The 18,281-nt window shown below is 62.1% G+C and carries 18 protein-coding genes; 8 read left to right on the top strand and 10 right to left on the bottom strand.

What is annotated here, in order from left to right; all coding sequences use genetic code 11:
* Positions 1 to 187: 187 nt before the first annotated feature.
* Positions 188 to 955: an NAD kinase gene (locus G5V57_RS30000; RefSeq protein ID WP_165172263.1), complete on the bottom strand. Its 768-nt coding sequence runs from the start codon at positions 953 to 955 to the stop codon at positions 188 to 190.
* 86 nt (positions 956 to 1,041) lie between these two features.
* On the opposite strand from G5V57_RS30000, the gene G5V57_RS29995 reads away from it, so the two are divergent.
* Both G5V57_RS29995 and cobU read left to right on the top strand, forming a co-directional pair.
* On the top strand, positions 1,042 to 1,416 hold the full coding sequence (locus G5V57_RS29995) for a DUF1636 domain-containing protein (protein ID WP_165172261.1): 375 nt from the start codon (positions 1,042 to 1,044) through the stop codon (positions 1,414 to 1,416).
* Positions 1,413 to 1,982: a bifunctional adenosylcobinamide kinase/adenosylcobinamide-phosphate guanylyltransferase gene (gene cobU, locus G5V57_RS29990; RefSeq protein ID WP_165172259.1), complete on the top strand. Its 570-nt coding sequence runs from the start codon at positions 1,413 to 1,415 to the stop codon at positions 1,980 to 1,982. Before G5V57_RS29995 ends, cobU begins: the two co-directional genes overlap by 4 nt.
* Here the strand turns inward: cobU and cbiB are convergent.
* The 4 genes from cbiB to cobA form a co-directional block, all read right to left on the bottom strand.
* Positions 1,915 to 2,862, bottom strand: a complete 948-nt coding sequence (cbiB, locus tag G5V57_RS29985; protein WP_165172257.1) for an adenosylcobinamide-phosphate synthase CbiB — start codon at positions 2,860 to 2,862, stop codon at positions 1,915 to 1,917. The genes cobU and cbiB overlap by 68 nt on opposite strands.
* A gap of 1 nt (position 2,863) precedes the next feature.
* Positions 2,864 to 4,315 carry a cobyric acid synthase gene (locus G5V57_RS29980; protein WP_165174328.1) on the bottom strand — a complete coding sequence of 484 codons (1,452 nt, stop codon included), beginning with the start codon at positions 4,313 to 4,315 and terminating at the stop codon, positions 2,864 to 2,866.
* Between the two features lie 186 nt (positions 4,316 to 4,501).
* Positions 4,502 to 5,785 (bottom strand): cobyrinate a,c-diamide synthase, encoded by a 1,284-nt coding sequence (locus G5V57_RS29975; protein WP_206530118.1) that lies wholly within the window; start codon positions 5,783 to 5,785, stop codon positions 4,502 to 4,504.
* Positions 5,778 to 6,632, bottom strand: a complete 855-nt coding sequence (gene cobA, locus G5V57_RS29970; protein WP_206530117.1) for a uroporphyrinogen-III C-methyltransferase — start codon at positions 6,630 to 6,632, stop codon at positions 5,778 to 5,780. Before cobA ends, G5V57_RS29975 begins: the two co-directional genes overlap by 8 nt.
* Before the next feature lie 42 nt (positions 6,633 to 6,674).
* Between cobA and G5V57_RS29965 the strand changes: the two genes are divergently transcribed.
* From G5V57_RS29965 to G5V57_RS29945, 5 genes are all read left to right on the top strand, one after another.
* Complete coding sequence (locus G5V57_RS29965) at positions 6,675 to 7,424, top strand: cobalt-precorrin-6A reductase (protein ID WP_206530116.1); 750 nt, start codon at positions 6,675 to 6,677, stop codon at positions 7,422 to 7,424.
* 184 nt (positions 7,425 to 7,608) lie between these two features.
* Positions 7,609 to 8,628: an amino acid ABC transporter substrate-binding protein gene (locus tag G5V57_RS29960; RefSeq protein WP_165172253.1), complete on the top strand. Its 1,020-nt coding sequence runs from the start codon at positions 7,609 to 7,611 to the stop codon at positions 8,626 to 8,628.
* Between the two features lie 102 nt (positions 8,629 to 8,730).
* The gene (locus G5V57_RS29955; protein ID WP_165172251.1) at positions 8,731 to 9,915 is read left to right on the top strand and encodes an amino acid ABC transporter permease; all 1,185 of its coding nucleotides are present in this window, start codon (positions 8,731 to 8,733) and stop codon (positions 9,913 to 9,915) included.
* Positions 9,916 to 9,918: 3 nt separating this feature from the next.
* The gene (locus G5V57_RS29950; protein WP_165172249.1) at positions 9,919 to 11,433 is read left to right on the top strand and encodes an amino acid ABC transporter permease; all 1,515 of its coding nucleotides are present in this window, start codon (positions 9,919 to 9,921) and stop codon (positions 11,431 to 11,433) included.
* Positions 11,434 to 11,456: 23 nt separating this feature from the next.
* Positions 11,457 to 12,209 carry an amino acid ABC transporter ATP-binding protein gene (locus tag G5V57_RS29945; RefSeq protein WP_371744690.1) on the top strand — a complete coding sequence of 251 codons (753 nt, stop codon included), beginning with the start codon at positions 11,457 to 11,459 and terminating at the stop codon, positions 12,207 to 12,209.
* Between the two features lie 167 nt (positions 12,210 to 12,376).
* On the opposite strand, the gene G5V57_RS29940 is transcribed toward G5V57_RS29945, so the two are convergent.
* The 5 genes from G5V57_RS29940 to G5V57_RS29920 all read right to left on the bottom strand — a co-directional run bounded on the left by G5V57_RS29940 (position 12,377) and on the right by G5V57_RS29920 (position 16,766).
* Entirely contained in the window at positions 12,377 to 13,606 is a 1,230-nt protein-coding gene (locus tag G5V57_RS29940; RefSeq protein ID WP_371744689.1) for an aminopeptidase, read from the bottom strand.
* Positions 13,603 to 14,457, bottom strand: coding sequence for a 3-mercaptopyruvate sulfurtransferase (sseA, locus tag G5V57_RS29935; protein ID WP_165172243.1), 855 nt, complete (start codon positions 14,455 to 14,457; stop codon positions 13,603 to 13,605). The genes G5V57_RS29940 and sseA overlap by 4 nt, the downstream gene beginning before the upstream one ends.
* Before the next feature lie 48 nt (positions 14,458 to 14,505).
* On the bottom strand, positions 14,506 to 15,222 hold the full coding sequence (locus G5V57_RS29930) for an alanyl-tRNA editing protein (RefSeq protein ID WP_165172241.1): 717 nt from the start codon (positions 15,220 to 15,222) through the stop codon (positions 14,506 to 14,508).
* A complete protein-coding gene (locus G5V57_RS29925) occupies positions 15,219 to 16,268 on the bottom strand; it encodes a cysteine synthase A (protein WP_165172239.1) in 1,050 nt (349 codons plus the stop codon). The genes G5V57_RS29930 and G5V57_RS29925 overlap by 4 nt, the downstream gene beginning before the upstream one ends.
* A gap of 267 nt (positions 16,269 to 16,535) precedes the next feature.
* Entirely contained in the window at positions 16,536 to 16,766 is a 231-nt protein-coding gene (locus tag G5V57_RS29920) for a hypothetical protein (protein ID WP_165172237.1), read from the bottom strand.
* A gap of 504 nt (positions 16,767 to 17,270) precedes the next feature.
* On the opposite strand from G5V57_RS29920, the gene G5V57_RS29915 reads away from it, so the two are divergent.
* Positions 17,271 to 18,254 (top strand): hypothetical protein, encoded by a 984-nt coding sequence (locus G5V57_RS29915; RefSeq protein ID WP_165172235.1) that lies wholly within the window; start codon positions 17,271 to 17,273, stop codon positions 18,252 to 18,254.
* Positions 18,255 to 18,281 lie beyond the last annotated feature (27 nt).

The raw sequence follows: 18,281 nt of genomic DNA, 5'->3' as shown, positions 1-18,281 counted from the left end.
TCTATCTATTTGCTTGCGCAGCGGACTCTGCAGATGCCGCTTTGCGCCGCGTGCTCGGCCAAGCGCTCATCCTGGAAATGTCTCCGCCGAATACAAAAATGCCGGAGCCATCGGCTCCGGCATCTTCAATACTCAGCTACGCAACTCACGATGAAGTGAGTGTAGGCGCGGCTTCCTTAAGGGTTCCCTAAAAACGGAACTGTTCGGCGAGAACTCGCTCGGCGAGGCTGTGCCCGGGGTCGAATAGAATCCGCGCGGAGCGTTTGCGGTCCTCGGCGATCTCGACCCTGCGGATGTTGCGCACTTCGACATGGTCGGCAACAACGGCGACGGGACGCTTCTCAGCCTCGAGGCTTTCGATCGTCACTTGCGCCTGATGCGGAATGATGGCGCCGCGCCAGCGCCGGGGCCGGAACGGGCTGATGGGCGTCAGCGCGAGAAGCGGTGAGTTGATTGGCAGGATCGGCCCATAGGCCGAGAGATTGTAGGCGGTGCTGCCGGCGGGGGTGGCGAGCAATATTCCGTCGCAGGTCAACTCCTCGAGCCGCACATGATGGTCGATCGAGATCCTGAGCTTCGCCGTCTGATGCGTCTGGCGCAGAAAGGATACTTCGTTGAAGGCCACAGCCTTATGAACGCGTCCCGTCTGGTCGGTCGCCTTCATCTTGAGCGGGCGGACGGAGGTGAGCTCGGCGGCGCGCAGGCGCTCACGCAGATGCTTCTCGCTGAAATCGTTCATCAGGAAGCCGACCGAGCCGCGATTCATCCCGTAGATCGCCTTGCCCGACGACATGAAGCGATGCATCGCCTGCAGCATCAGCCCGTCACCGCCGAGAGCCACGATGATATCGGCTTCCTCGGCGGGAGCCTGACCGTAGAGCTTGATCAGACGCGTCATGGCGCGGCGCGCCTGCGGAACCTCGGCTGCGACGAAAGCGAGGCGGCGAAATTCCATGTAGGCTCCGTGGCGTTGACAGGAAGGCTCAACTCAATCATTGAAGCGGCGATATTGGCAAGCCCCGAATTTCAGATCAGGCCAACATGCGCCGCATTGTCTTCTGTACCACATGTCGCCATTCAGTCGAGGAGCGGGAAGGGCCGGATGGGCTCACCGGCGGCGAGAGCCTGGCGCGCCATATGGAAAGCCTTGTCGCCGAGAAGCAGCGCGACGACGTCATCATCGCCCGCCAGACCTGCCTGTGGTCGTGTCTGCGCCACTGCAATGTCCTGCTGCAGGATACGGAGCGCTATAGCTATCTGGCCGGCGGTTTCCGGCCCGAGCGCGCCGAGGCCGAGGCCATCCTCGCCTGGTTCGATCTCCATGGTGAAAGCGCCGGTGGGGAAGTGCCGTTCAAGACCTGGCCGCAAGCGATGCGCGGCCATTTCATCGCCCGATTGCCGCCGGTGAAGCCATGAGGCGGGTGACGCTGGTCCTGGGCGGGGCACGATCGGGCAAAAGCCGCCATGCCGAGGCACTTGCGCGCGATCACAAGGGCCGGCGCATCTATGTGGCGACCGCCGAAATCATCGACGAGGAAATGCGCCAGCGCATTGCGCTGCATCGTGAGCAGCGCGCGCCAGGCTGGGAAACGCTGGAAGTCCCGCTCGATCTTGCCGAGGCTCTCGGCGCCGTCGATCACCCGAAGAGCTTCGTGCTCGTCGAATGCATCACGATCTGGATCAACAATCTGATGTATCATGGCGAGGATGTCGCGGGTGAAGTGCAACGCCTTTGCGAGCTGTTGCCGAAACTCAAGGGTCGGATCGTGCTGGTCAGCAATGAAGTCGGCTTGGGAATAGTGCCCGATAACGCGCTGGCGCGCGCTTTCCGTGATGAAGCGGGCCGCGCCAATCAGGCCTTGGCGGCGGTGGCGGACGAAGTGGTGTTTGTCGCCGCGGGTCTGCCGCTGGCGCTCAAGAAACCAAAGCCAGCAGCACGACGAAAACCGTCAACAGCGTCAAAGAGCGCCCGTAGAGGCTGAGGCCGCGTTCGATGTCGATCTGATCGAGCTCGTCCTTGCCATCGCCCATGCAGGCCAGTTCGACATGCCGTCCGCCATAGGAGCGGGGCCCGCCCAATCTTATGCCGAGCGCTCCGGCCAGTGCCGCCTCCGGCCAGCCAGCATTGGGCGAAACATGGCGATCGGCGTCGCGATACATCGCTTCGAAGGAGGCTTTCATATTGGCGCGCCGGGTGAAGCCCGCGGCGAGCGCGAACAGAAGGCCGGTGAAGCGTGAGCAGGGGAGGTTGACGAGGTCGTCGAGTTTGGCGGCGGCCCATCCGAAGGAAAGATGGCGCGGCGATTTATGCCCGATCATGGAATCGGCGGTGTTGATAGCCTTATAGAGAACGATGCCGGGAAGCCCGCCCACTACGAGCCAGAAGGCAGGCGCCACAATGCCGTCGGACGCGTTCTCGGCGAGGCTTTCGAGCGCGGCCCGCGATACGCCGGAGCGGTCGAGCGCTTGCGGGTCGCGTCCGACGATTTGGCTCACCGCCTGGCGGCCCTGGTCGAGCGACGCCGCGAGACCGTCCGCCACCGCCTGCACGTGATCGCGCAAGGATTTCTGCGCAAGGAAGGCCGTGGCCACGAGCGCCTCGGCGATCCAGCCGAAAGGCAATGCACGCAACAGGAAAGCGACACCGGCGGCCACCGCGCCGGTCACCAGGAGCAAAGCGAACAGGGCGAGCACGCCGGCGCCGCGCGAGGCCGGACGATCCGGCGGATTGAAGCGCCGGTCGAGCCAGCCGATGAAGCGGCCGATCCATTCGACCGGATGTCCGATGGCGCGATGGAGCGCCTGCGGATAGCCGAGCAACCGCTCGATCGGCAAAGCCAGGGCGGTGACGATGAAATACATGTCAGAGCTTCACCGGAGCGGCGAGGCCGAGCAGGCGCTCGATATCGAGATGGCGCGCCAGATGATCGGCGAGCTTGTCGAGCGTATCGTCGACCACCTTCTCGAACGCGAATGTGCCGGCTTCGGCGCCGAGACTCGCCAGAAAATGGCGACGGAACTCATCGCTCGAGAAGAGACCGTGAATGTAGGTTCCCATCACACGGCCATCGGCAGAGCGCGCGCCGTCGGGCTGATCGCCGATATGGGTGAAAGGCCGGGCGCAATCGGGGCCTTGCGTGGACCCCAGATGGATTTCATAACCCGCGACGGCAAGACCGCTCGCCGCATGGCGCGCCTCGACACGCGTCAACGTCTTGTCGGGCAGCAACGTCGTCTCGACATCGAGCAGGCCAAGGCCCGGCGATGAGCCCGGTTGTCCCTCCAGCCCTTGCGGGTCGTGGATCATGCGGCCGAGCATCTGATACCCGCCGCACAGGCCGATCACAGCGCCGCCCTGGCGGCAATGGGCGGCCATGTCGATATCCCAGCCTTGCGCGCGCAAGGCGGCCAGATCGCCCATGGTCGATTTGGAGCCCGGGACGATCACCAGGTCGGCATTGCGCGGCAAAGGCCGGCCTGGCTGCACGATCTCCAATGTGACACCGGGTTCCAGCTTCAAGGGATCGAGATCGTCGAAATTGGCGATGCGCCGCAGGCGCGGCACGACGATATGGAATTGGCCGCCACCGATCGCCGCCGCTTTTTCCAGCGCCACCGCATCCTCGGCCGGCAAGAGGCGCGCCTCGGCGAAATGCGGCACGATGCCGAGGCAGGGCCATCCGGTTCGCTGTTCGGTGAAAGATACGCCTTCCGAAAAGAGCTCAGGATCGCCGTGGAAGTTATTGATCAAAAAACCTTTTATCCGCTTGGCATCGTCATTGGACAGGATCGTCTGGGTACCGACGAGCGAAGCGATGACGCCGCCCCTGTGGATATCGCCGATGAGGATGACCGGAATGTCGGCCGCTTCGGCGAAGCCCATATTGGCGAGATCGCCCTTGCGCAGATTGACCTCGGCGGGACTGCCGGCGCCTTCGACGATCACCAGGTCGCCTTCGCCGGCGAGGCGGCGGAAGCTGTCGAGAATGGCCGGCATATACTGGTCGCGCGATCTGAAGAATGCGCGCGCAGTGGCGGTCGCGCTGCGTTTGCCTTGCACGATCACCTGTGCGCCGGTCGTCGTCTCGGGCTTGAGCAATATCGGGTTCATATGAACCGTGGGGTCGATCCGGGCGGCGCGCGCCTGCAGCGCCTGAGCGCGACCGATCTCACCGCCATCGACGGTAACGGCGGCGTTGTTCGACATGTTCTGCGGCTTGAAGGGGCGGACTGCCATGCCCCGATCGGTGAAAAGGCGGCAGAGGCCGGCGACGATGAGCGACTTCCCGACATCGGATCCGGTACCCATCAGCATCAGGGCTTTGGCGCGGGCGCTAGGCAAGGGAGCGCTCCCGCGCATTCTCGCGCCTTCCAATATCGCCCTCTCTCCCGCGCTTGAGCGGGAGAGGCCGTCGAGCCGTGCAGGGCCTTACCAGATTTTCCCTTCTCCGGCTTGGCAAGCGGGAGAAGGGGAAACTCGGGGCGATTTTCGGCATCATGCTCATGCGATCACATGGGCATAGGAGCCCATCACCCGGTTGCATCTGAGGCCCATGGCTCCGAGATCGCGTCCCGAGGCGTCTTGGGCCTCGAAAAGCGCGGAAGCGTTGCCCTCACGGGCAATGGTCGAATAATGAAACTCATGTCCCTTCAGCGTCGCGGGGAAGGGCAAGGCGCCCTCATGGGCGAGACGACGGTAGCCCAGATGCAGTTTCCGCCTGGCGAAGCTCGTGACCACCGGCAAAAGCCCGGCCATTGCATGTTCCTGGTGCTCGGCGTCGATGAGGGCCTGGCCCAGCACCATGTAGCCGCCGCACTCGCCATAGATCAGCCGGTCCTTCGCGGCTGCGTCCCTGAGGCCGGTCAGAAAAGTCGCCGCTCGGCTGAGGCGCGCCGCATGAAGCTCGGGATAACCGCCCGGCAGGAAGATCGCGTCGGCATCAGGTGCGGGCGCCTCATCGGCAAGCGGCGAGAAGAACGACAATTCGGCGCCGGCGCGGCGCCAGCCGGTGAGAAGATGCGGATAGAGGAAAGCGAAGGCCTCGTCATGCGCGATCGCCAGGCGTTGGCCGAGGGGTGCCAGCACATTCAGTGGCGCCGCCGGGGCTATGGGCCGCGCCAGCCCCTGAAGTACGCCGATATCGATATGAGCGGCGACGTTGTCGGCGGCGCGGTCGAGGAAGGACTTCAGGTCTTCATGTTCGCTCGCCTGGACAAGTCCCAGATGCCGGCTCGGCAATTGCAGCGCCCTATCGCGCGGCACGCCCCCCAGGACGGTTACATTCAGGTTACCGAGTGCCTTGCGCAGAATGTCCTCATGACGGGGGCTGGCGATGCGGTTGAGGATGACCGCGGGCAGCGCGAGATGCGGGCGATGGGTGCGGAAACCGTGGACGAGGGCGGCGATCGACTGGGCCTGGTGGCTGCAATCGACGACGAGCACGATGGGAAGCCCGAGATCCTCGGCGAGATCGGCAGTCGAGCCGCGCCCGGTTTCCGGGCCGTCGAAAAGTCCCATCACGCCCTCGATGAGGGTCAGCGAGGCGCCGCTGCCGATCTCGGCGGCGAGGCTTGCGACGAGCTCGGAACTCATCGCCCAGCCATCGAGATTGAAGCAGGCGTGTCCGGTCGCCGCTTCATGGAAGCGCGGGTCGATGTAATCAGGGCCGACTTTCGCCGAGGCGACCTTGATGCCTCGCCGGGTAAGGTCGCGCAGCAGCGCCAGCGTCACCAGCGTCTTACCGCTGCCGGAGGCGGGCGCCGCAATGACCAGCCCGTCAGCCAACCGGATTCTCCCTGAGCGCCCCCTGATACCAGTCGAGGACTTCACGCCATTCGGCGATCGGCCCCAGCACGACAATGGCCGGTGTGGCGGGTTCGGCGCTTGCCAGGAAAGCGCGCACCGCGCCCAGCGTCGTGTGGGCGACTGATTGCCCGGGCAGCGTCGCGTGGGAGATGATCGTGACGGTATCGTCCGGGTCGCGGCCGCCGGCGATGAGCGCATCGGCGATCTCGTCCAGGTTCTTGACCGCCATATACATCACGATGACTGGCGAGGCGGTGGCGACCGCCTGCCAGTTCACATTGGCCGGCATCTTGCCCGATGCGTCATGGCCGGTGAGGAAGATCACCGAATGATTGGTGTCGCGATGGGTGGCGGGGAGGCCGGCATAAGCGAGTCCGCCGATGCCGGCGGTAATGCCCGGCACGATGCGGAAGGGAATGCCGGCCTTGACCAGGTGCTGGCATTCCTCGCCGCCGCGGCCGAACATGAAGGGATCGCCTCCCTTCAGGCGCAGGACCCGCTTGCCGGCTTCCGCCAGCTCGATCAGCCGCAGGGTAATATCGCGCTGCTGGGCCGAGGGCTTGCCGCCCCGCTTGCCGGCATATTCGAGGGCCGTGCCGGGCCTGACCCATTTAAGAATGTCGGGATTGACCAGCGCGTCATAGACGACGACATCACTCGACTGCAGCGCATGATAACAAAGAAGCGACATGAGGCCCGGCGCCCCTGGACCGGCTCCGACCAGCCACACCCAGCCCGGCTCGAAGGCGGGGAAGGGCTCGGAATCGAGGCGCGCGAACCCCGAATGTGCCGTTCCGTCGGCCTTGATTTTGGATGGTTTGTCCATTGGATGTTGTTGGCCCGAAATCCCGGATAATACAATCGGCTTATGGCTGAAGCGAAAGGCAAGGTGCTGATTCTGGGCGGAACGGCGGAAGCGCGCGACATGGCGAGCCTCCTGTGCGACGCGGGCTATAGGCCGGTGACATCGCTCGCGGGCCTTACGCGCCGCCCGGCCGCGATTCGTGGCGAGATGCGGCTTGGCGGCTTCGGCGGACCGGAGGGCCTCGCCCGCTATCTGAGGGAGGAGGGCTTTCGGGCGCTGGTCGATGCCACCCATCCCTTCGCCGCCGTCATCCCGCATCATGCGAAAGAGGCCGCGGAACTCTGCCAGGTGCCGCTGATCCGGCTCGAGCGCCCGGCCTGGACGCGCGAGCAGGGCGAGCTCTGGACCGAGGTTCAGGATAACGAGGCCGCCTTGCGGGCATTGCCTTCGGGCGCCCGGGTGCTCCTTACCATCGGGCGCAAGGAAGTCATGCCTTTCCTGGCGCGGGCCGATATCTCAGGGGTGGCGCGGATGATCGAGCCCCTGGAGGGTGGCCTTATCGCAGCGTGGCGGGTGCTGCTGGCGCGGCCGCCTTTCAGCCTTGACGCAGAATTGCAGCTGATGGACGCTCACGCGATCAGCCATCTGGTGACCAAGAATTCGGGTGGCGAGGAGACGCGTGCCAAGCTGACGGCGGCCCGGACGAGGGGGGTGGGGGTGGTCATGATCCAACGCCCGCGCAAGCCCCCGGCGTATACAGTCGCCGAACCCCGTTCGGTTCTCATACTTCTTGATGAACGCCTAGGCGCTTGACCCAGCCGCGTTTCTCGGCTTCTCTGATTTTAAGGGAAGCGGGCGAAAGCCTGGTTCTCGAGGGAGTAACAAAATCGAATAGGCAGACCGCTCCAGAATATACAATGCCCGGTCAAGGGCGCAGCGATCTCCTCAAAGAGATACGAAAATTCAGGGCGGAAGCATGTTCAGAGAAGGATCAGCAATGAAAAGCACGCTTTTGACAGTTGCATTGGGACTTGGCCTCAGCGTCGCTGCGGTCTCGGCGGCTTCCGCCGGAACGCTCGACGACGTCAAGTCCAAGGGATTCATCCAGTGCGGCAGCAATCCGAGCCTCATCGGCTTCGGCTTTCCGGACGATCAGAACAATTGGACCGGCTTCGACGTCGATTTTTGCCGCGCTCTCGCCGCGGCGATCTTCAACGATCCCACCAAGGTGAAGTTCACACCACTCTCGGCCAAGGAACGTTTCACTGCGCTCCAATCGGGAGAGATCGACGTGCTGTCGCGCAACACGACCTGGTCGATGAGCCGCGACACCTCGCTCGGCCTCAAATTCGCGGGCATAACCTATTATGACGGCCAGGGCTTCATGGTGAAGAAGTCGCTTGGTGTGAACAGCGCGCTCAAACTCAATGGCGCGTCGGTCTGCACTCAAACGGGCACCACGACCGAGCTCAACCTCGCCGATTACTTCAAGGCCAACAACATGACCTATCAGGTCGTGGCCTTCGAGAAGAACGAGGAAGTGCTGAAGGCCTATCAGGACGGACGCTGCGACGCCTACACGACTGACCAGTCCGGCCTCTATGCCGAGCGCCTCAAGCTCGCGAATCCCGACGATCATGTGATTCTGCCGGAGATCATCTCCAAGGAGCCGTTGGGTCCGGTGGTGCGCCAGGGTGACGATGCCTGGTTCAATGTCGTGAAGTGGACCTATTACGCACTCGTCAATGCCGAGGATCTCGGCATCACGCAGAAGAATATCGACGAGATGAAGAACTCGACGAACCCCGAAGTCATGCGCTTCGTGGGTAAGGAAGGTGATTTCGGCGTCGGTATCGGTCTCACCAACGACTGGGCTTCGCAGATCATCAAGCAAGTCGGCAATTACGGCGAGATCTTCGAGCGTAATCTGGGCGAGGGCACCAAGCTCAAGATCGCCCGAGGCAAGAACGCGCTGTGGGACAAGGGCGGCCTGCAATACGCGCCGCCGATCCGCTGAACGATTTCGGGAAGCCCGGAGAAATCCGGGCTTCCTGTTTTTTCTGCACAACGAGATCGCGTTCAAACGCGACGGTTGCGAATAGGGTGGAAGGGGTGAGAGATGACCGCACTCGTCGATGAGGCGCGTCCGCAACGCGTCTCAGCATTCAACGACCCGAAGGTGCGATCGCGTGTCGCGCAGATCATCTTCGTGTTGCTGTTGATCTGGTTCGGCTACGAGATCGTCCATAATACCGCCGTCAACCTGGCCAGGCTCAACAAAAATGTCGATTTCGGCTTTCTGACGAATACGGCCGGCTTCGACATCATCCAGAGGCCGATCGAGTATTCGCGCGATTCGAGCTATTTTCGCGCCATCCTGGTCGGCCTCCTCAATACGCTGATCGTCGCCAGCCTCGGCATTGTCTTCGCCACCATACTCGGCTTCCTCATCGGCATCATGCGGCTGTCGTCGAACTGGGTCATCGCCAAGATCGCTACCGGCTATGTCGAACTCATCCGCAATATTCCGCTGCTGCTGCAGATATTCTTCTGGTATGCCGCCGTCCTCAAGCCCCTGCCGGGCCCGAAGCAGAGCATCGATTTTTTCGGCCTTGCCTTTTTGAGCAATCGTGGCTTGGTGATGCCCAGGGCCATCTGGGGCGAGGGGGCGGGCTCAGTCGCCATCGCCTTCATCCTTGCCTGCATTGGTGCCTATGTCATAAAGCGCTGGGCGCGCCAGCGCCAGGAGCGCACAGGCGAGCAGTTCCATAGTTTCTGGGCCGGCCTGGGCCTGATCATCGGCCTGCCGCTTCTTGTACTTCTGCTGCTCGGCTCTCCGGTGCGATCTGAGTATCCCGAGCTCAAGGGTTTCAATTTCGAAGGCGGCCTCACCATCCTGCCGGAATTGATCGCGCTCCTGCTGGCGCTTTCCATCTATACAGCGTCGTTCATCGCGGAGATCGTTCGCGCGGGCATCCTGGCGGTGAGCCATGGCCAGACGGAAGCGGCGCATGCCCTGGGCCTCAGGTCGCAGCTGACGCTCAGGCTGGTGGTCATTCCGCAAGCGCTCAGGGTCATCATCCCGCCCTTGACCAGTCAATATCTCAACCTGACCAAGAATTCCTCGCTCGCCGTCGCCATCGCCTATCCCGATCTCGTCGCCATGGGCGGCGTCGTCAACAACCAGTCGGGCCGGGCGGTCGAGGTCGTTCTCATCTGGATGCTCATCTACCTATCGATCAGCCTTGGGACCTCGGCTTTAATGAACTGGTACAATGCGCGCGTGCGCCTGGTGGAGAGATAGGCCATGACCGATGTCCCCACCCCGTATGCCTGGGTCCGTACCGAGGAAGCGCGACAGCTCCCGCCGCCACCGAACACGACCGGTGCCGTCGGCTGGCTGCTGACCAATCTCTTTCCCACGCCGCTGAACTCCATACTTACCATACTTGGCACCGCATTCGTCGTCTGGATCGCCTGGGGCGTCATCGACTGGGCTTTGATCCGTGGTGTCTTCGCCGGCGAGGATCGCGAGGCCTGTGTGGCCGTTCCGGATTCCGGCGCCTGCTGGCCCTATGTCTGGGCGAAATTCCATCAGTTCGTTTACGGCTTCTATCCCTTCGATCAGCGCTGGCGGGTGAATATCTGCTTCATCGTCGGCGCCGTGGCGCTGGCCACGATGGCCATCCCCTCGCTGCCCTACAAGAAATGGAACGCGTTGTTCCTGTTGGTCGTCTATCCGCTAATGACTTTCGTGCTTTTGACCGGGGGCAACCTCGATCTGTCGAGCTCGACGCTGCTTTTCATCACCGCGCTGGTGTTGTTGTCGGCGCTCGCGGTTCCGCTGATGGCTTTCGGCATTGAAGACGGTGTCCAACGGAACAAGCCGGCGCTCATGCTGGCCGGGGCTGCCTTGGTCGTCTGGATTCTGTCCTTCCTCATCTCGATGCCCGAGATCGCCATCTTCGGCAATTTCATCTCGTTCGCCTCCCTGGCGATCATAATCCTGCTGGCCGCCGCAGCCTTCCTGTCGATCGGCCATCAGGCCTCGGCACAGGACATTAGCGCCCGCTCGGCGCTGCTGGGTTGGGTCGGCGCGGTTTCGGCCGTTATTGCTGTCCTCGTGCTGGTCACCGCGGATTTTGGATTGGTACAGGTTGAGACCCAGCAATGGGGCGGGCTGCTGGTGACCCTGGTCGTCGCCGTCACCGGCATCGTCGCAGCGCTTCCCTTAGGGATCCTGCTCGCTTTGGGGCGGCGCTCCAAAATGGTGGTCGTACGGCTCTTCTCGATCGTCTTCATCGAAGTCTGGCGTGGTGTGCCCCTGATCACCGTGCTCTTCATGGCCAGCATCATGCTGCCGCTGTTCATGCCGGAGGGCGTCAATTTCGACAAATTGCTACGCGCCCTTGTCGGCACGGCGCTGTTCTCGGCCGCCTATATGGCGGAAACGGTGCGCGGCGGCCTGCAGGCGATTCCGCGAGGGCAGTATGAGGCCGCCCAGGCGCTCGGCCTGTCCTATTGGAGGATGATGAATCTGATTGTGCTGCCGCAGGCGCTCAAGATCGTCATTCCCGGCATCGTCAATGCCTTCATCAGCCTGTTCAAGGACACGACCTTGGTGCTCATCATCGGTCTTTTCGACCTTCTGGGCATCATCAACGCCAGTTTCAGCGACCCTAAATGGGTGTCACCGCAGACCGGAACCACAGGTTATTTTGTCGCTGCTCTGATGTTCTGGGTTTTTTGTTTCGCCATGTCGCGCTATTCGCTATTCATGGAACGCCGGCTTGCGACCGGCCACAAGAGAAGAGGGATTTGATGGCTCAGGGATCCGCACAAAAAATGGAAACGAACGAAGCCGGCGAGGTGGCGATCCAGCTCCTCGGCGTCAACAAGTGGTATGGCGACTTCCATGTGCTGCGCGACATCAATCTCAATGTCGATCGCGGCGAGCGCATCGTCATCTGCGGGCCCTCGGGCTCGGGAAAGTCGACCCTCATCCGCTGCATCAACCGGCTGGAAGAGCATCAGTCGGGCCAGATCGTCGTCGACGGTATCGAGCTCACCAACGACCTGAAGCGCATCGACGAAGTGCGTCGCGAAGTCGGCATGGTGTTCCAGCATTTCAATCTCTTCCCGCATCTAACCGTGCTTGAAAATTGCACGCTGGCGCCGATTTGGGTGCGCAAGATGTCCAAGGCCGACGCCGAGGCGGCGGCGATGAAATATCTCACCCGCGTGAAAATCCCCGAGCAGGCGAAAAAATATCCGGGCCAGCTGTCGGGCGGCCAGCAGCAGCGCGTGGCGATCGCTCGTTCGCTGTGCATGAATCCGAAGATCATGCTGTTCGACGAACCGACTTCGGCGCTCGATCCGGAAATGATCAAGGAAGTGCTGGAAGTGATGGTGGATCTGGCGCAATCGGGCATGACGATGCTATGCGTCACGCACGAAATGGGCTTTGCCCGCCAGGTGGCCAACCGGGTGATCTTCATGGATCAGGGCCAAATCATCGAGCAGAACTCGCCGGTCGAGTTCTTCAACAATCCGAAGAGCGAGCGCACCAAGCTCTTCCTCAGCCAGATCCTGCACTGAAGCTAACCGGCAGCAATTCGGGAAGCTTCCCTTCACGGGCCGCTGCATGTTACGGCCCGTGAGCCCAGTGGTTCACCTGCGAAAACAGGGACTGCAGTGAAAGCAGGAAATTCTCTGTAAGTCCGCTGAAAAATCCCCTGTATTTCTACAGGGGATTTTTGTTGTTCTCAGGCCGCCCACTCGCCTTTGCGCATCAAGGGCTCGGTCCGCCCATCGGCCAGCACGCCGTCAATGTCGAGCGCGCCCGAGCCGATCATCCAGTCGACATGGATGAGGCTCGCATTGGCGCCCGCGGCGGCGAGCGCATCTTTGCTCATGCTCCCGCCATTGGCGAGCGTGTCGCTGTAGGATTGACCCACGGCGATGTGGCAGGCCGCGTTCTCGTCGAAGAGTGTATTGTTGAAGACGATGCCGCTCGCCGAGATCGGCGAGGAGTGCGGCACCAGCGCCACTTCGCCGAGTCGGGCGGCGCCCTCATCGGTGCCGATCATCGTCGCGAAGATATCCGCCCCCTTGTCGGCGTGAGATTCGACGATGCGTCCCGCCTCGAAACGCACCTTGATGCCCTCGATGAATGTGCCTTGATAGGAGAGGGGCTTGGTCGAGGACAGGATGCCGTCGACCCTGTCCTTATGCGGCATGGTGAAGACTTCTTCGGTCGGGATGTTCGGATTGCAGGTGACGCCGTTCTTGGCCACCGAGGCGCCACCCTTCCAGACATGGCCGTCGACCAGGCCCAAAGTCAGGTCAGTGCCGGGGCCCTTGTATTTGAGGGCCTTGTAGCGCTTCGCATTGAGAAAATCGGTGCGCTCGCGCAGCCGGCGCGAATGCTGGACCCAGGCGGCGACAGGATCTGCGGCATCGGCGCGGCTGCAGGTGAAGATGGCGCGCCACAGGCTGTCGAGTGCGGTGTCCGGCGCCTTGTCGGGGAATACGGAACGCGCCCAGGCCGGCGTCGCCGCGGCGACGACACACCAGTTGATCGCATGACCGGCGATGAGCTCGAGGGCCGGCCGATAGGCTTTGGAGCGCGCCCGATTAGCGCGCGTGACCTTGTCGGCATCCTGGCCGGCGAGAAGAGAAGGGTCCTCGCCAATGATGGCGAGACGGGCCGCACCCGCCTTGAAGGCATTGGCGAAGCCGTCGAACAGCCAGGCCGGTGCTGAATCGAAGCTCTTGTCGGAGGCATGCGCGAAGCGCGCCAGGGTCGCCGCGTCATCGGCATAGAGGGTGGTAACGAGTGTCGCGCCGGCCCTGTAGGCGTGTTCGGTGATGCGGCGCACCAGCGCCACGGCGTCGATGGGCGCCGTCATGACGAGTTCTTGCCCGTCGGTGACATTGACGCCGGAATGGACGATCAGCCTGGCATAGCGATCGAGCAGGTCTTCGTGGTTCATGACCATAGTCCTGTTGCAACGGGTGTGTCGGCAGCGGCGCCCCATTCGCTCCAGGAGCCGTCATAGAGCGCATGATCCTTGGCGCCGATCAGGGTGAGGCCCAGTGTCAGGATGGCGGCGGTTATCCCTGAGCCGCAGGAAGTGATGACTGGCTTCTTCACATCGATGCCGGCGGCGGCGAAGACCCTGGCGATCTCATCGGGCGATTTGAGCGTGCCATCGGGTTTGAGCAGGGTGGCATAGTGGACATTGGCGGCGCCCGGCATATGGCCCGAGCGGACACCAGGACGCGGCTCGGGTTCGGCGCCGGTGAAGCGGCCGGGTGATCTTGCATCGGCGATCTGAGTTTTGCCGTTCCCGATCGCGGCGAGCATATCGGCCTTGTCGCGCACCATCATCGACTGGAAGCGCGCGGAGAAGTGCCGCTCCTGCGGCTTGGCCGGCGGGTCTTCGTCGATCGGATGGCCTTCCGCCTTCCATTTGGGGAAGCCGCCGTCGAGCACCGCCACATCGTCATGGCCGAAGATGCGCAACATCCACCAGGCGCGCGCCGCCGAGAACAGTCCGGCAGCGTCATAGGCGATCACCTTCTTGCCGTCACCGATGCCGAGCTTCCTCATGCGCGAGGCGAACTTCTCCGCGCTCGGCAGCATGTGAGGAAGCGTCGTGGCGCTGTCGGAAATGTCATCGATGTCGAAGAACTGGGCGCCCGGAATGCGGGCCGCCTGGAATTCGGCTTTGGCGTCGCGCTTCGCAGTCGGCAGGTGCCAGGAGGCGTCGATGATCGCGATATCCGGCGCATTCAGACGCTCGGCAAGCCAATCCGTGGATACGACATAAGGTGATTGCATCTCAATATTCCTCACGCTGAGGTGGCCGCGAAGCGGCCCTTCATCCGTCTAACTTGCGAACGCCAATCTGATGCGCCGGTTCATCTTGCCCTTGTTCTCGATCTTGGCGACGATGATGTGACCGATGTCACCGGTCGATTTAAGATGCGTGCCGCCGCAGGGCTGCAGATCGACGCTGTCATTCTCGCCGATTGACACCAGGCGGATGCGGCCCGAGCCGCGCGGCGGTTTCACCCACAAAGTGCGGACGAGATTGGGATTGGCGTCGAGTTCCTCCTCGGCGATCCAGCGGGTGGTGATCGGATGATCCTGCGAGATCCAGTCGTTGATCTTCGCCGCAAGCTCGTCCTTGGTCGGGATATGGCCTTCCGGAATGTCGAAATCGATGCGCCCGCCATCCTCGGTCAAGGCGCTCCCTGTCACGGGGAAAGGCACTGCGGCGCACAGCAGGTGCATCAGCGAATGGCAGCGCATATTGCGGAAGCGGTTTTCCCAATCGAGTGCAACGGAAACGGGCGCGCCTGTGGCGAGCGCGACGGGGGCTGCCGGCACATGCACGACATTCTTCGCTTCGTCATAGACGCTGGTGGCGATGGGAATGACCGTGCCGTCGATGGTGAGGCTGCCTTTGTCGCCCGGCTGGCCGCCGGCAGTGGCGTAGAAGACGGTCTGGTCGAGAAGGATGCCGCCCCTTTCATTGATGCCGATGATTTTGGCATCGCAGGATTTGAGATAGGCATCGTCGCGGAAGAGGAGGGTGGTCATGAGGCGCTCACATCCTCGAACACGGTCGGCACATGGGCGATGCGCTCCTCGAGCCAGTCGGGAACCGGCAGGCCTTTCTCGCGCAGGAATTCCGGATTGAAGAGCTTCGACTGGTAGCGCGTGCCATAGTCGCAGAGCAGGGTGACGATCGTGTGGCCGGGGCCCATCTGCTTGGCAAGACGGATAGCGCCGGCGACATTGATGCCGGTCGAGCCGCCGAGGCAGAGGCCTTCCTCCTTGAGCAGATCGAAGACGAGCGGGATCGCCTCCTGGTCGGTGATCTGGAAGGCGTCGTCCACCTTCGCCCCCTCGATATTCTTGGTGATGCGACCCTGGCCGATACCCTCGGTGATGGACGAGCCTTCCGCCTTGAGCTGGCCCGTCGTGTAATAGCTGTAAAGTGCTGCCCCCAGGGGATCGGCGAGGGCGATGCGGATATTCTTGTTCTTGGCCTTGAGGCCGTCCGAGACACCGCCCAGCGTTCCGCCGGAGCCTACCGCCGAGACAAAGCCGTCGACCTTGCCATCGGTCTGTTTCCAGATCTCCTGGGCGGTCGTCTCGATATGAGCCTGCCGGTTGGCGACATTGTCGAACTGATTGGCCCAGATCGCGCCATTGGGAGAGGTTCTGGCCAGCGTCTCGGCCAGGCGGCCCGAATATTTCACGTAGTTGTTGGGGTTCTTGTATGCAACGGCAGGCACCTCGACGAGCTCGGCGCCCAGGAGTCTCAGCGTGTCTTTCTTCTCCTGGCTCTGGGTGACCGGGATGACGATCACGGTCTTGAAGCCCATGGCGTTGGCGACGACCGCGATGCCGATGCCGGTGTTGCCGGCGGTCCCTTCGACGATTGTGCCGCCAGGGCGCAACTGGCCTTTGGCGATCGCGTCCTTGATGATGAACAGAGCGGCCCGGTCCTTCACGGACTGGCCCGGATTCATGAATTCGGCTTTGCCCAGAATGGTGCAGCCGGTGAGCTCCGAAGCCTTCTTCAGTTTGATCAGAGGGGTGTTGCCAATCGCGGCGATGACATCCGGCTTGATATCCATGAATACTCCGACAGGCTCAATAAGGTGACAGGGACGAACCGATAACAGGTCCTTCCGGCATGCGGAAGGTCACTATGGAAGAAGCGGGAGTCGCGTACGGGGTGGAATTTTCCATTTTGTATCCGAGTTTACTCGCCTTTCGCCGCGACGGGTCCGATATTTCCAGACCTCGTGTCAGAATCCACCTGTCAGAGGCGGCAGGTCAACAGAGCGCACAGCATGCCAGCTCTGAGCTTGGCCCAGATGTATCCGGTCAGCAAACGGGGGTCAGAACATGTTGGGCCGCAGGGTGATGGATGGCGGCAGCTTGGCTTCCGGAATGTAGTGCGGATCGACCTTCTGGGCGATGCAGTCGCCGAGCATCAGATAGTCGGAATTGGGCATGTGAAACCAGCGGCGGAATTCCGCCGTGCTCATATGGCCATGAAGATAGATCTCCAGCACTTGCCGGCTGAAGGAGTGAAGCTTCGGCGGCAAGCAGGATTCTATGTCGCGCATCTCCATGGGCCCATTTTGCGCCTATCAGGCCGCCGCGGCCAGCCTTGAGTTCGCACCGAATTTGACGCCTTCTCATCGCAGTTTCACCACCTTCCGCAGCGATAACCTATTTTAACGCTTCCGTCCTGTGTGCTAGATTCGTCTGGCTCCCCGGGGGAGTTCCAAAGGGAGTCTTGCATGTCGGGTAAGAGGCTGACCGGGTACTCGGTATTGAGACCCTGGGTCGAAGTTTGTTTTGGAAGCCCAGGCGAGGCCCGCGAGCCCCTGGGTATCGGCGTCGACCTCCCCAAGTCGCCTTCCCGAAAATATGAACTCCTTGGAATCGCTGGATAATTCAGATATTGCGGATGTGCGAGACCATGACGGAGACCGATATGGCCGTCGCCAGGCGTTCCCAACCACCGACAAGTTTTTTGGACTGAAGCTGAACTCAAACTAAACTCGAAGGAGACTGAGTGAATGGCGGCGTTAGGTTTTTCTAAATCGGTTTTGATGGCGTCGGTGATGGCCGTCGCTGCGGCCTCAGGCGCGATGGCGGCCGAGGACGGCAACAAGGTCGCGCGCGACGGATTGCCGGAAAAATACATCAAGCGCATCAAGCAGTATCAGTCGGCGCTCAACAAGCTCGACGATTCGGAGCAGTCCAAGGGCATCTACCGCAACAGCACGCTGTGGGGCGCCAACTATCCCAAGATCCGCGTGTGCTTCTTCGAAGGCAGCCAGGCGTTGCGCGAAGTGGTCGCCAATGTCGCCAAGGAGTGGCAGGCAGAGGACAATTCGATCCGTTTCGATTTCGGCAAGCCCGGCAAGCGGCGCACCTGCCAGCCGGAAAACGGCAGGGAGATGCAGATCCGCGTGTCCTTCAGCCAGGACGGCTACTGGTCGCAGCTCGGCCAGAACGCCGTGGTCTTCGTCGACCAGAAGGAGGCCACGCTCAATCTCGGCGGCTTCATGAATGTGTCGCCCGACCAACTCTCGGACTATGAGGTCGGCACCATCCGCCACGAATTCGGCCATGCGCTCGGCATCGAACACGAGCACCAGAACCCGAAGGGCGGCTGCGACAACGAGTATAACTGGAAGCTCATCTACAGCTATCTCGAAGGGCCGCCGAACAACTGGACGAAGGAGACGATCGACTGGAACCTGCGCCAGGCCTCGGGCGAGGACCTGCAACTGACCAAGTTCGATAAGCGCTCGGTCATGCTCTATCAGTTCCCGCCCGATTTCTACAAGAAGGGCGCCAAGAGCAAGTGCTTCGTGGCGGAGCCCAATTCGCAGATTTCGGCGGGCGACCGTGCTCTTGCCGCGCAGATGTATCCGGCCAACGCGGCGTCCCGTCTCGAGAACTTCCAGGAGAACAAGGAGAAGTTTGAGGCGATCTGGAAGAAGGGCGACGAGGCGACGACCAAGGGTGTCATGTTCGACGCGGTCAAGGCTTTCTTCGACCGTCCGGGCACCAAGGACGATCCGGCCGAAGAGGATTGATAACTGACGCATGAAGCCGGACCGGCA

Origin of the sequence: Nordella sp. HKS 07, from assembly GCF_011046735.1 — a bacterium.
Lineage (GTDB): Bacteria > Pseudomonadota > Alphaproteobacteria > Rhizobiales > Aestuariivirgaceae > Taklimakanibacter.
Note: the sequence above shows the minus strand (reverse complement) of the source record. Positions and strands in the feature narration are given on the sequence as shown.